The sequence below is a fragment of the Mucilaginibacter ginsenosidivorax genome (genome assembly GCF_007971525.1).
Taxonomy (GTDB): domain Bacteria; phylum Bacteroidota; class Bacteroidia; order Sphingobacteriales; family Sphingobacteriaceae; genus Mucilaginibacter; species Mucilaginibacter ginsenosidivorax.
In genome coordinates, this window is the sequence record NZ_CP042437.1 from 615,592 (window position 1) to 629,217 (window position 13,626).

The following is a 13,626-nucleotide window of genomic DNA, read 5'->3' on the forward strand; positions in this document are numbered from 1 at the left end:
AGGTATCACCTCAACACTGTAACATTGCCCGAAAACTTTTTACCGCGCGAGTTGATGATATAATAATATGTTGCTGCCGGTACACTGCCACTGTTTGTTTTGCCATCCCAGGGGTTAGCATAACCAATGCTGTTAAATACAATTGCACCAAAACGATTATAAACAGTAACCTTGCATTGCGCATCAAATGACAAGTTTGGTATCACCCAGGTATCATTAGCTCCATCGCCGTTTGGCGTGAAAATGTTGGGAATTTTCAACACCCCCAAATCATCGTCAATAATTTTCACTGCCACCGTGTTTTGCGGGCTGATGGCAACCGTGCTGCCATCGCTGCCGGCAATAGCGTTAAATTCAATTAACCTATCATTAAATTCGTTTATCTTTTGGTCATCGGCTACGGGCATATTGATGCTAATCTTATTTTGCCCTACAGGGATAGTTACACTGCCCTGTGGCATAATTATCCGCTGATCTGTGCTTATATCCGTGCCGCCCCATTTATAAGCTATCGCAATATCGTACTCAAAATAACGCCCGCCCGGTATCTGCAGTGTTACATCCGCCGATTTGCCCTCGGGAATAGTAAGGCTCAGCGGCGAAATTTCAAGGTATTTGTAGTCCTGGTCATTATCAACAGCCACAACAGAGAGCGAATCGGTAAGCTGCCCCTTCCACAAAAACTGAAAGCTGCCCGTATGCGCGTCATTTGCGGTAAGCGTTAGCTTTACCCGGCGATTTTTGCTGATGATATTATCATCAGGGTAAGTGATATTGAATGATGCGGCAACCGATGGCGTATCTATCAAAATATCATTTTGCGATTGTTGTAACGGTGTAAACCATCGTGTTTGCACCGTTTGTACCGGCAGCTGCCGTACCAGTTTATTAGGTTGCAGTAAGTTAAAACCATAAGCAATGTTGCCTCCTTCTTTTAGGGTATCGGTAACCGGGGTAACCAATATCACCCTATTGGCTACAGTATTATTCAAATCGTTTATTTTTATGCGGATAGCATCATTAGCCGTGGTAAATGTGCCAAGGTCATTTAATACCGGGCTCAGCAGTCCGTTAATAAATTCGTCGCCTTCAATTAAATTATCTGTTTTGGCATCAACCTTAAACTGTACCGAATTCTGGCCTGCCGGTATTGTGATGGCAATAGGCGTATAATCGGCGCCTGGCAGCGCTGCAAAAGGATCGGCAAGGGGTAAAAAATTAAAACTTAGCGGCACTGATAACAAGGTACCGGCTGGTAACGATACAGTTATCAATCCGGATGCTCCTTCTGTTATCTGGGGTGTATAGCTAATGGTATAAATTCTGTTGGCCGGCGTATTATCGTCGTCGGCAATGGTAAAATCCCGGGTAGTTGATCCTGTTGCAAGCTTATAGCCGGCAGCATTAGCGCCAATATCCAGGTTGGCTGTAAATGTTTCGGTATTTTCAACAACCTCGTCATTAATCACTTTCACCGTGACATTGGTGCTGGTATCTCCTTTTTTGATGACAGCCGTAGCAGGTAAAACAAAGTCGTTTTGATTAAGGGACGGATCTTTTTGCGACAATTTCACCGCAATATCTTCGCCCGCCGGGCATGACCTGGGCAAAGCCAGGTGCAATATAACATCCTGACTACCCTCTATGCCGTTTTTAAGCACCGAGGCGTGTACCTTTTTACAGGAATCGGCGTCGTCGTAAAGGTATTTACACCAAAAATAGCTTTCATCCAGATTTGACGGTGTGGAATAGTGTTTGCCATTAAAAGTATAATCGGTAGTATAATAACTTAAATGCCTCACCAGCATATTCAGCGTATCACCAACCATTTTTACATAAGTTCGTGTTATCGGGTCGTCGCCAAAAGCGCCGATGTTATCATCGGGCAAAAGGTTATAGTTACCCTTTCCGTCGGCCAAAAACCAATCGAAATTGTAGCCAAAGCAGCATGTTTTAGGCAGTGTTATAAAGTACTGATCATTGAATTTCAACGTGCCGTAAATCAGCCCCAGGTTTTCTTTATCGGCAAATACCCTGGTTGCGCTGATAGTATTTAGTTTATCGTCGAAACTGTAATCATAAAAACCGTTGTAAGCAAGGCCATTGGGTGTGTCATTATAAATATTGGTAAGCATTTGATAACCACTGCCGGCAGCCCTTACCGGGAGCGGAAAATCGCCATAAATAAGCCACGGTTTATCAGATACCACCTGACAGTTGGCATCAAGGACTACCTGGTTTTTAGGAATACCTCCCCTGCTCATAATCACTGTTGCTAAACCGTTATTTGACGATACCATTATCTGCGGAATTGAACCCCGCGCCGGATCATGGTATACGGCAGTTATTTTACCTGCCGATGTTACTTTTGCAACAATGCCTTCGGGGGTTGTTGTATTAGGGTAAAAAGCGTTGATGCTGTAACCTTGAATCTTTAAATTATCGTAAAATATAGCGCTCCAAAAAACGCCGTCGGGAGCCAGCGCCAGCGGGCCTGTTATCTCGGGATCACGGTAACCATCAGAGATGATTCCCCAACTGGTTTTTCCGTTTTTGTCTAGTTTTATTAAAAACAAACCCGACTGCAAAACTGTGCCATCATCAAGCGTGATACCGCCGCCCGCTCCAGAAATGTATACATTTTCATTTTTATCGACCTTAAGGTCATAGATCTGATCGAACCCGGTAACGGCCGATAATGTTCTTGACCACATTACCTTGCCCGCGGCATTTAATTTGCCAACTACCGAGTAGTCACTTGCGGCGTGCCGGTCAAACAATTTACCACCAAAATTGATATCGTACCTGCTTGACATTACGACATAAGCGTTGCCAGCGTTATCAATATCAAAAATACCTGCGCCCGAATCCTCAGCAAAGCCCAATAAGGTGCTTTGTTGATATTTTACCTGCGCAAAAACACAAACCGGCAATATCAGCAGCCATATGGCTACTTTTAACGCTTTTAATATAATCATGATAAGAGCCACTAAGATAGAAATATTTAGCGGGCGATAAATAAATTAGCTATTACTTAATGGTTTTATAAACCAGGATTTACATTGGGGATCGTTTTTAATTTCCAGATAATACCTTACTCCCCCAACCCAAAACAAACATACTCATCGCCCGATTTACTGCCAATTTTGCCGCCGCCGCAAGCTATAACCACGTATTGTTTTCCATCTATAGCATAGGTAGCAGGGGTTGCATACCCGGCGGCGGGCAGTTGGGCCTCCCAAACCATTTTGCCTGTTTTTTTATCAAAAGCATGAATTTTCTCGTCCTTGGTTGCTGCCACAAATACAAGGCCGCCTTTGGTTACCAGTGTGCCACCATACAATTCGGTACCGGTAATGGGGATGCCTTTTTTCTTCAGTTCCGGATATTCGCCCACCGGTACCTTCCAAAGCAGCTTGCCGGTGGTAAGGTCAACCGCGTTAAGCGTACCCCATGGCGGTTTAATGCCCGGATAACCATCCTTATCCAAAAAGCGGTTGTAACCGGTCATGGTGTATGGTACTTCGTCAACTACTTTCTGCTCAGTTTTGGTGGCTGCGGTACGGTCGCCGGTTGGTTCTTTGGCCAATGCTTTATTTGCCCCGGCATCGGGTAATTTAAGCAGAAACGCCAGCAATGCTTTTTTATCCTGCGGTGTTATCTGTTTAAAAGACGGCATCATATTGCGGCCACTGGCTATGATTTGGCTCAACTGGTCCTCCTTATATTTTTTACTAATGTTGACCAATGACGGATACGACGAGCCGTTGCCCTTCAGTTGGGGGCCGTGGCAACCGATACAGTTTTTATTGTAAATAACCTGCCCGTTGCCGGCCAGCGATCCATCGCTTGTGGCTTTGGGCACATCAATCATTACCTGCGCCCAGGGCATTTCAGAACAGCTGATGTACATGATATTGGTTTGTATATCAACCGCGGCACCTCCCCACTCGCCTCCGCCATCAAAACCCGGAAATATCCAGCCTCCCTCTTTACTTGGCGGCGTAAACATAATACGGTTTTTAACCTGGTTATATTTATCCAGCATTTCTTTGTGCGCCTCGGGTGTGCGGTCAGTAACATCTTCGGGGTTAAACATTTGCCGGGCAAAGGGCTGTGGTAAAGTCGGGATTGGCTGTGTTGGCCATGGCGCCTCGCCCGGCAATCCTTTGGTTGGCACAGGGGTTTCCACTATCGGGAAAACGGGTTTGCCATTTGTCCTGTCGAACATAAAAATATAACCATGTTTGGTTATCTGGGCTACCGCGTCAATCTTTTTACCATCGTGCGTAATAGTCACCAAATTGGGGTTGGCCGGCAAGTCCCTGTCCCACAGATCATGATGTACCACCTGGAAATGCCATTTAAGCTTGCCGGTGGCAGCATCTAAAGCCAATAGTGAATTGGCAAACAAATTTTGCCCCTTACGGAAACCGCCATAAAAATCGCCGCCGACGGAACCGGTTGGGATATAAACCAACCCTCGCTTTTCATCCAACGCCATTCCCGACCAGCTATTAGCCCCTCCGAACTTTTTATAAGCGGCTGTATCCATCCAGGTTTCGTAACCAGCCTCACCGGGGTGTGGTATGGTATGAAAAATCCAGCGCAATTTCCCTGTACGTACGTCATAGGCCCTAACGTGCCCCGGCGCGGCATCTGCCGATTCGGCTACGCGCGTACCAACTATAAGCAAATCTTTATAAACTACACCCGGCGTTGTACCGGCCACAAATGATTTGGTATCCCTGTCGAGATTTTTCGTCAGGTCCAGGTAACCGTTTTTTCCAAAGGTCATAATGGGGCTGCCGGTTTCGGCGTCGATGGCAAAAGTTTTGGCGCCAACGCTATAAAACAAACGTTTTTCGCCACCGCTTTTGTTTTGCCAGTAAATAACTCCCCTGCTCACTTTGTAGTAAGCCATTGGGTCGCCATTGTTGGTGGTGTCGGTCTTGGCCGGGTCAAACAGCCATTTTTGTTCGCCTGTTGCCGCATCCAATGCAAACAGCTTTAGTTTGGGGCTGGTGCCATATAAAATACCATCAACCATAATGGGGTTACACTGGTTTTGGCTGCGGTTGGCCGAGTCTTTATCGTTAGTGCTGTATCGCCAAATCACTTTCAGCTTGCTTACATTGGCTAAATTAATTTCTTCATTTGACGAATACCTGTTGCCCTCTTTTGATCCCGCATAGGTTCCCCAGCCACTGTTTGGCGGCCCTGGTTTTGGGATATGCCTGGGCTTCGGATTTCTACACGATGGGTAAATGCCGGTTGCAATTAAAAGGGCTATTAAAAATCGGGACTTCATTGTTATAATAGGTTAATGGTATTATTATACTGGGCACGCTGAGCCGTTAAATTTTGCGAAATACTAAAGGGGCATTACGTGTATCGCAGGGCGGCGAAGACTCACCCGGCGAGGCTGCGCCCGCCACCCTCTCTTCGGCTTCGCCGGAAAGAGGGGCTTGAAAATTTTGCAATTTTTTTCATTTCTGCGCTGTTAACCGTTCGAGTCCCTCTTTCCACCGCAGGTGATCGTTGCGCAACTACTAATAATAATTACAGTCGTGAGATTGTACAACGTTCTTTGAGATATTGATTAAAACGATAGCATTGGATTTGAAAGATAATGCTGAGTAAATAAAGTATACATTCGGTAAAATAAGTCGTTTATTGCTCTTATGACTGGCATTTTCAGTTCTTTTAACCGCTTGGGTTTGTAGGCGAGCAGTTTTTTGATATTGTAAGCGGCAGCAGCTAAAAGCATCCCTTTGTTAGCTTGTTTAAGACCTTTAGTATTTATCCTTCTTAAACTGGTATAGTTAATTAAGGAACCAAAGACCGGCTCAACGGTACTGGAGCGTAGCGACTTCATCAGTTTACCTTTGGGACTTTCTACTCGCTGCCGCATATATTCATAGAGTGGCTTATCGGCCGAATCAACCAGCTTTTTAAACCCTTTTTTATTGGCACAGATTTCTTTGAGGGGGCAGTTCTTGCAATCGCTGATGTTTGATTCATAGATCTTTTTATGTACTGTTGGTTCGTTATAAGCACACTCGACACGTCTGAAGGGTAACTGTACTCCCATTAAACAAATGTATCTGTCATATTTGTCATCATATTTAAAGCCTTCATCTTCCCTTGAAGATTTATAACTTCCGGGGTTAGGTATATATCCTTTAAGTTTGTTTGCCGTTAAAGCCCTGATAGCCTTGCCACTGCTATAGCCTGTATCTGCCAGGATTTCTCTGGGCGGCGAAACATGACCGCCGGAAAGGTTGTCCATGATCTGCGGCAACATCACCGGCAGGCTGGTGTTATCGGTCTCATTCCCCTTAAAAGCCTGGATATAGGTAATAAAGTGACTGGCGGTATCCACACTCATCTGTGCCCGGTAATATAACCTCATCGGTTTTCCGGGTTTAGTGGTTAAGCGGGCATCAGGATCTGAAGGACTGTAATGTGTTTGATTCGTCGGTCCTTTTTTATCCTTTTTCTCCTGGTCATTCTTGTTGTTTTCTTTCGGCGTTTCCGGTTTCGAAGGCACATCTTCTATATTATCATTGAGTTCCCGGCTGAAAACGGATGCATCTTCCATTACAATCCTTTCAACCATACTATGTTTGGAAGCATTTGCCGGTATCAATGCACTGTCGACAGCCTGCCGCTTGCCCGAAATCAAGCCTTTGTCAATGCATAGCTTCAGCACTTGTTTAAAAATTTCAAGAAAAACTTTCTCGCCAAACAGCTTACGGGTACGGCTTAGAGTAGAGTGCCAAGGCAAATCCTCGCCAAGATTGTATCCAAGAAAATAAAGGATATCCATGCGCATTCCCGACGAGGTAATGATGCGACGGTCGCTATTGATATTTTCCAGGTAACCTACCAGCATCAATTTCATAAACACGACAGGATCTATGCTTTTTTGACCTTCTTTACCGTAGTGCTTTGAAGTGGCTTTATATAAAAAATCCAAATCAAGCATTCCTTTCAGCCGACGGTAGAAATTATCGGCCGGAACATAGTCTGAAAGCTGAAACTGAATGAACAAGCTTTCCTGCTGTACCTTTTTCCCTTGCATGCCTTTAATTTACTAAAAAGCACTGTTTTAATCAATACTTCAAAGAACTTTTTATCGTCGCGTTGTGCAACAACCACCGCAGGTGAAGAGAGGGTGGCGGGCGAAGCCTCGCCGGGTGAGTCTTCGCCTGCGTTCAACCGAATGCCTTTGTCCTTACTTCCCCGCCATCCTATTCCAAAAATCGGCCTGCATTTTTGTTGCATCAATGGTTTTGTAAACCGATATTTCGCGAGCATCATTCTCTGGCGGCACGGGTGCGCTTATCTTTTCGGCTTTGGTGGGATCAAGGTAGGCCATTACCAGGGCAAGGTCCCACATTATCCAGGTTTGGCCGGCTTCTACAAAATCCCAGCGGTTATACAACAGTTGCCCTAATTTGCCTTTATCTTTCAAATTATCGCGGCAAACCGTTCGGTCGAATTTTAAGGCAATGGCAGTATTAATAGGCATAATTGTTAAATCCAAACCTTTGCAGTTCAGTAATAAGTCGAAGGCATTCAGGTCGTTGCGCACATTAAATTCGCTTTTGTCCCAAACCTTACGGTCGCTAAAATAACGGGCAGCCAGCAGGTAAACCCGTATATGTGGAATAATGGAGGTATCGGCTTGTATAGCCGATGCCAGGTTTGATGCCGCGCCTATGCACAAAACATCCAGCTTTTCGCCCGCTTTGAGCTGGTGTACGGTAGCTATAATACCCTTTTCGGCTGGCGAAAGCACCATTTCTTTGCCACCCCAGGCATGGCCTATGGTTCCGCGGCCACCCAGGGGGTGTGGTATATCTGTGCGGCCCATAATTTTTAACATCTCCTCGTTTAAATCCTGGCTTAGCTGTACCGTATTGATGTTTTTGGTGGGGTAATAATGCCATTTTTCGCCAACAAGCATATCGGCACTATTAAAATGGGCCGAACTTAAGCCAACTACATTTACACCTGCATCCTTAAGCAGGTAAGTAATAGCGTACAAATCGTCCATTTCATTGGCCGTGTCAGAATCAAGCCAAACTATTCGTTTTTGCGCATAGCAACAGCAGGCCAATAATATAGCCGCGAGGCAAATGGGTACAACTTTTTTAAACATAGTGGTTTACTTTTGGAGCAACTGGTCGGGGCCGACCTCATTGCTCAGCAAGTTACCAAAAAGTTCCCATTGCTTCGCAGGATTTTTGGCAGTGCCACCATTTCTTTCAATATAATTCTTTACCAAATCCTGCCCGTAATTATAGTTAATTACATAACTGCGATTCTTTTTAATAAAGCTGATTGATTTTGCCGCCGTTTCATCGTTCATCAAACAATATTTGGTAAGGTAATTGGTCGCTTTATCTTTAGACATGGTGTTGTTTACCAGCCCCCTTGCAGCCTCGTTACGGGCATAATTCAGCTGTCCCCGGATAGCCAGCGCCTTAAAATACAGCTCAATACCGGCAGTATCTAAACCGGCCAGCGGCAGTAACACATTTTTGGCAAATTTTACTTTATCCTCCCCCGGGAAAGCCACCTCAATACCATAATTGGCACTCCCTTCGGCAATTAAACTTTGCGGGCTAAACAGTGGGTAAAGCGAAATCTCTACCCAGCCCTTATCATGGTATAAGTGTTTCTCCAGCAGCATATTGTATACATGATGGCCGGGGTAACTTTCGTGGCTGCCCACATCAATGGCACGATCGATAAAAATCTTTAAATCGGTATTAATTTGAACTGTGCTTTTATAATTACCTTTATACCAATTGTATCCGCTCCAGGGCTTATCGGTTACATATTCCAGCGTAAAAGCCTCGCCGGCGGGCAGGCTGTAATGCGCCATGGTACGTTTGCGGGCTTCGGCAATTGCGGCTTTAATAACGAGGTCTAATTTATCTTTGGGGATAATGAATTTATTGGCCAGTTTTTGAAAACGCTCGCTTACCCTGCCCTTGCCCGGCAAAATACTATCCAGCAAAGCTATCTTCGCTTTAAAATGATCCTCGTCATAAACAGGTGCCGATACGCCAAAAAGTTCTTTCGACTCTTCGTCAAAGGGGCGCTCCTCGCCCGAGTAAATCCTGATGCGCCGGCCAAATGCCACGAGTTGATTGATCATCCAATCTGCCCGCATTTTATTACTATCAACTTGCGCATTAGTCGAAATTATTTTCAACTCGTTCATCAAAATATTGGTATTTGCCAGCAAACTATCCTTCGGAAACTCTTTTGCAGGCGGCAATTTTGGCTTTAACGAGTCGGGGCCGTAGTAGGCATCCACAAAATCAGTATCATACTGTCCAATGTTAAGGCCCAGCCTAACGTATTCAGTAGCAAGGGTGTTAAGTTTCTTATTCTCGTCCAGCTGTGCCGGTCCATGTCCGCATGATAACATAAAAAACAGAGGTAAATAGAGCAATATTTTCTTCATAGCCAAGTATCCGGTTCGATGTAAATGTGGAACAAGATAATAATTACATTGTTTACGAATGTTTGTCTGAATCAGAATTTGCAGGATTTTTGAATTAGCAGAATGAAGATCGTATTTTTCGGCAATCTATATATTAAAGCCTCTTTTTTCAAAAGTCTTGATTCTTGGCTCTTGATTCTTGACTCTCTTTTTAGCGTTGCCTGCGGCCCGGGCCAGCCGCTCATACTACACAGGCATTAACCGCGAGGCCGGTATCCGCTTTTGTCCCTAACGCATTTGTCTGAACTCGAATTAAACGAATTTTTAGAATTTCTCGAATTTGCTTTTATAAATTCTGTTAATTCTTTAATTCGTTTAATTCGAGTTCAGACACCTTCCCGTCCAAAATCGAAAAACCTGTCCGATACCGGACGCTTTTTCAAAATAAAAATTACATAAATAACTAATAACAAACACTTTAGCATTGGTACACCTATTGCAAAACCTTATGCAAATTATAGCACAATGGATAAAGAAATTACGCTCGAGGTAACATCGCAAAAAAGAAAAAAAGGCGCGGTGATAGCGGTGATCAGTATAGCGGTATTGGTACTGCTGATTGTTGCTCTTCGGGGATATATAAAATCATCGGTAAAAAAAGCAGAGATCACTACCTCCACCGTAGAAGTTGGCAATATAGAAAATACCCTTAACGCTACCGGCGAGGTTTTGCCTGAGTTTGAGGAGATCATCACCAGCCCGATAAATGCATCTATAAAAAGTGCGCTGATGGATGCGGGAAATAAAATTGCTCCGGGCCAGTCGATATTAACCTTAGATAAATCGGCCACCCAAACAGAATTTGATAAGCTAAATTTTACCCTCGAATCAAAGCGTAACGAGATTGCTAAACTAAAACTCGACCTTGCTAAAAGCTTTTACGATATCCAATCAAACAACGACATTAAGCAACTGCGCATCAGCAGCCTGGCCGATGCCGTTGAAAATGCCAAACGCCTGTTTAAAGCCGGCGGTGGTACCCGCGAGGGGATTGAACAGGCCGAACTTAATCTAAAAGTTGCCCAACTGGAAAAAAAGCAACTGGAAAACGAGATTAAAAACAAGCAGCAAACCATGCAGATAGAGATTAAAGAGGCCCAGATTGCTGCTGCCATACAGGAAAACGATTTAAAAGCCCTGCAACGCAAGCTTGCACTGGCTAATGTGGTGGCTACCCGCACCGGCGTTATTACCTATGTAAATAAAAACATAGGCGCCAACGTGCACGAGGGCGAAACCCTTGCCCGCATTGCCAACCTGGGCAGTTTTAAGGTATCGGGCAGTATATCAGATAATTCGATGGAACAGCTGCACAGCGGGATTCCGATTATTATACGCATTAACGATACGCAACTGCGCGGGCATGTTACCAATGTTTCGCCATCGATACAAAACAGCATTATATCCTTCGATATCCAGCTGGATGACCGTGCCAACAAACAACTTCGTCCAAACATGAAAGTGGATGTGTTTTTGGTAACTGCCACCCATAACAAAATACTGCGGGTAGCCAACGGCCCGGCATTTAAAGGCCCTACAGTGCAGGACATTTTTGTGATTAACAACGGCAAAGCCGAACGGCGCACCGTTCACATTGGCCTCACCAATTTTGACTATGTGGAGATTGAGGACGGGGTTAAACCCGGGGATGTTGTGATTACATCGGATATGACGGAGTTTAAGAACTCGAAAGAAGTAACGATAAAATAAGCCCCACCCAAACCCTCCCCGGTAGGGAGGACTTTAAGAGTAATGTTAAAAAGTCTCCCCTACCGGGGGAGATTTAGAGGGGGCTGTGGACTAAATACATACCAAATGAAATTTTTATACACCATATTATTGCTAACCATTTGTTCAGCGGCATTTGCCGCGGGCAGTAGCGATACGCTTAGGCTTACCCTGCAGCAGGTGGTTGAGATGGCCAAGGCCAACTCTATAGCTGCCAAGCAGGCGGCTACCGTGCGCGAAACCAAATACTGGGAATACCGCACCTACAAATCAAATTACCAGCCGCAGCTATCACTCAGCGGCATTTTACCGGGATACACCAAAACGTTTACCCAGGTACAGCAGCCCGATGGCACCATACAGTTTCAGCCGATACATAATGATAACTCGTCACTGGCGCTTAATTTTAGCCAGAGTATCACCGCCACCGGCGGAACGATTTACGGGACCACGCAATTGCAGCGTTTTGATGATTTCGACAGGCATAATGTGCTTTACAATGGAATCCCCTATGGCATTGGCTATACCCAGCCCCTGTTTCAGTTTAATAGTTTAAAATGGGATAAACGCATTGAGCCTTTAAAATATAACGAAAGTAAGCAGGCCTACATTGAAGCACAGGAAAAAATAGCCATAGATGTAGAGGGGTTCTTTTTTGATTTACTGCTGGCCCAGGTTAACCTTAAAATTGCCGAAACCAATTACGCTAATACCCAAAAAATCATGAGCATTGCCAACACCAAATTTGAATTGGGCAAGGTTTCCAAAAACGAGATATTGCAATTGCAACTGGAACAGATAAACGCCAAAAAGGCTGTGGGTACCGCCAAACGCGATATGGAAATTGCCACCCTTAACCTGCGCAGCTATACCGGGCAGGAAGGCGCAGAGAAAATTGTACTGGTAGTACCCGAACACATTAGCCAGATGCAGGTATCAGCAGATAAAGTTTTGGCCGAGGCATTCTCCAACCGGTCGGATGCCATTGCGTTTTTGCGCCGCGTGGCCGAGGCTAAGCGGGATGTGGCAAAGGCAAAGGGCCAAAACGGGTTAACAGCTACATTAAATGCCAATTTGGGTTACTCAAATACATCAACCAGCATACCGGGTGTTTACAAAAACCCGCAAAACCAGCAGGTATTGCAGGTGCAGTTAGCCGTGCCGATTTTGGATTGGGGCCGCTCCAAATCGCGCACTAAAACGGCACTGGCCAACCAGCAGTTTACCGAATACGCGGTTGAGCAAGACAAGCAAACTTTTAAACAGCAAATTATAACCCAGGTATCGCTTTTTAATGTAATGAAAGAACAGCTGGTATACACCGCCGAGGCCGACAGTATAGCTTCCGAAAAATACCAAATAGCCCGCGAACGCTACGTATTAGGTGACCTGAGCATTACCGATCTTGGTATCGCCTTCCGCGAAAACGACCAAGCCAAACGCGACTATGTAGCCTCGCTCCGCGATTTCTGGGGCGCTTACTACCAGTTACGTTACCTGTCGTTATATGATTTTGAAACCAACAGAAAAATCAATTACCAGTAAAGAAAGTCAAAATTCAAAAGTAAAAATTCAAACCCGGGATAATCCAATAGAAAATTCAATAACTCAATAATTCAGTCATTCAATAATTAATCAACCAAATCACTAATTCACTAACTCAATAATTCAATAATTAAAAAGATATGATCCGTTTACAAAACATCGAAAAAGTGTACCGTACAGACACTATAGAAACCCTGGCGCTGAACAGCATAAGCCTTGACGTGGCCAAAGGCGAATTTTTATCTATCATGGGGCCATCGGGATGTGGCAAAAGCACGTTGCTTAACATCATGGGCCTGCTGGATGCGCCATCAAAAGGAAACATCAAAATTGCCGAAAAATCAACAGAAAAACTGAATGATAAGCAACTGGCACAATTCCGCAATAAAACGCTGGGCTTTATTTTCCAAAGCTATCATCTGATTAACGATTTGCAGGTGTTGGATAATGTAGAGCTCCCCCTGCTGTACCGCGATACCACTGCAAAAGAACGCCGCGCATTGGCAACAGAGGCATTGGAAAAAGTGGGTTTGGCCAACCGTATCAAGCACTTCCCTACCCAGTTATCGGGCGGGCAGCGCCAGCGTGTAGCCATAGCCAGGGCCATAGTGGGCCGGCCTGATATTATTTTGGCCGATGAACCAACCGGCAACCTGGATAGCGCTATGGGTAACGAAATTATGGACATCCTCATTAATCTTAACCGCAATGATGGCACCACCATTGTAATGGTTACGCACGATGAAAACATGGCCCACAAAACGCACCGCCTGGTACGCCTGTTTGATGGTTCGCAAGTTCAATAATTAACCGATTAAACAATCAGT

At 44.8% G+C, this 13,626-nt stretch carries 8 protein-coding genes; 3 read left to right on the forward strand and 5 right to left on the reverse strand.

Annotated elements, in window-relative coordinates; genetic code table 11:
• Window positions 1-5: 5 nt before the first annotated feature.
• From FSB76_RS02605 to FSB76_RS02625, 5 genes are all read right to left on the reverse strand, one after another.
• Window positions 6-2,978 (reverse strand): T9SS type B sorting domain-containing protein, encoded by a 2,973-nt coding sequence (locus tag FSB76_RS02605; protein WP_147052045.1) that lies wholly within the window; start codon window positions 2,976-2,978, stop codon window positions 6-8.
• A 116-nt stretch (window positions 2,979-3,094) separates the two neighbouring features.
• Window positions 3,095-5,311: an outer membrane protein assembly factor BamB family protein gene (locus FSB76_RS02610; RefSeq protein WP_147052046.1), complete on the reverse strand. Its 2,217-nt coding sequence runs from the start codon at window positions 5,309-5,311 to the stop codon at window positions 3,095-3,097.
• A gap of 291 nt (window positions 5,312-5,602) precedes the next feature.
• Entirely contained in the window at window positions 5,603-7,087 is a 1,485-nt protein-coding gene (locus tag FSB76_RS02615) for an IS1182 family transposase (protein ID WP_147052047.1), read from the reverse strand.
• A 153-nt stretch (window positions 7,088-7,240) separates the two neighbouring features.
• The gene (locus tag FSB76_RS02620) at window positions 7,241-8,170 is read right to left on the reverse strand and encodes a nucleoside hydrolase (protein WP_147052048.1); all 930 of its coding nucleotides are present in this window, start codon (window positions 8,168-8,170) and stop codon (window positions 7,241-7,243) included.
• A gap of 6 nt (window positions 8,171-8,176) precedes the next feature.
• The gene (locus tag FSB76_RS02625; protein WP_147052049.1) at window positions 8,177-9,487 is read right to left on the reverse strand and encodes a hypothetical protein; all 1,311 of its coding nucleotides are present in this window, start codon (window positions 9,485-9,487) and stop codon (window positions 8,177-8,179) included.
• Window positions 9,488-9,991: 504 nt separating this feature from the next.
• Between FSB76_RS02625 and FSB76_RS02630 the strand changes: the two genes are divergently transcribed.
• The 3 genes from FSB76_RS02630 to FSB76_RS02640 all read left to right on the forward strand — a co-directional run bounded on the left by FSB76_RS02630 (window position 9,992) and on the right by FSB76_RS02640 (window position 13,605).
• Window positions 9,992-11,236: an efflux RND transporter periplasmic adaptor subunit gene (locus FSB76_RS02630; protein ID WP_147052050.1), complete on the forward strand. Its 1,245-nt coding sequence runs from the start codon at window positions 9,992-9,994 to the stop codon at window positions 11,234-11,236.
• A 105-nt stretch (window positions 11,237-11,341) separates the two neighbouring features.
• Complete coding sequence (locus FSB76_RS02635; RefSeq protein WP_147052051.1) at window positions 11,342-12,799, forward strand: TolC family protein; 1,458 nt, start codon at window positions 11,342-11,344, stop codon at window positions 12,797-12,799.
• A gap of 140 nt (window positions 12,800-12,939) precedes the next feature.
• Complete coding sequence (locus FSB76_RS02640; protein WP_147052052.1) at window positions 12,940-13,605, forward strand: ABC transporter ATP-binding protein; 666 nt, start codon at window positions 12,940-12,942, stop codon at window positions 13,603-13,605.
• Window positions 13,606-13,626: the final 21 nt, after the last annotated feature.

Excerpts from the sequence above, each read along its gene's own strand:
- FSB76_RS02605 (WP_147052045.1), bottom strand. The coding sequence starts at position 2,978 with ATGATTATATTAAAAGCGTTAAAAGTAGCCATATGGCTGCTGATATTG.
- FSB76_RS02610 (WP_147052046.1), bottom strand. The coding sequence starts at position 5,311 with ATGAAGTCCCGATTTTTAATAGCCCTTTTAATTGCAACCGGCATTTAC.
- FSB76_RS02615 (WP_147052047.1), bottom strand. The coding sequence starts at position 7,087 with ATGCAAGGGAAAAAGGTACAGCAGGAAAGCTTGTTCATTCAGTTTCAG.
- FSB76_RS02620 (WP_147052048.1), bottom strand. The coding sequence starts at position 8,170 with ATGTTTAAAAAAGTTGTACCCATTTGCCTCGCGGCTATATTATTGGCC.
- FSB76_RS02625 (WP_147052049.1), bottom strand. The coding sequence starts at position 9,487 with ATGAAGAAAATATTGCTCTATTTACCTCTGTTTTTTATGTTATCATGC.
- FSB76_RS02630 (WP_147052050.1), top strand. The coding sequence starts at position 9,992 with ATGGATAAAGAAATTACGCTCGAGGTAACATCGCAAAAAAGAAAAAAA.
- FSB76_RS02635 (WP_147052051.1), top strand. The coding sequence starts at position 11,342 with ATGAAATTTTTATACACCATATTATTGCTAACCATTTGTTCAGCGGCA.
- FSB76_RS02640 (WP_147052052.1), top strand. The coding sequence starts at position 12,940 with ATGATCCGTTTACAAAACATCGAAAAAGTGTACCGTACAGACACTATA.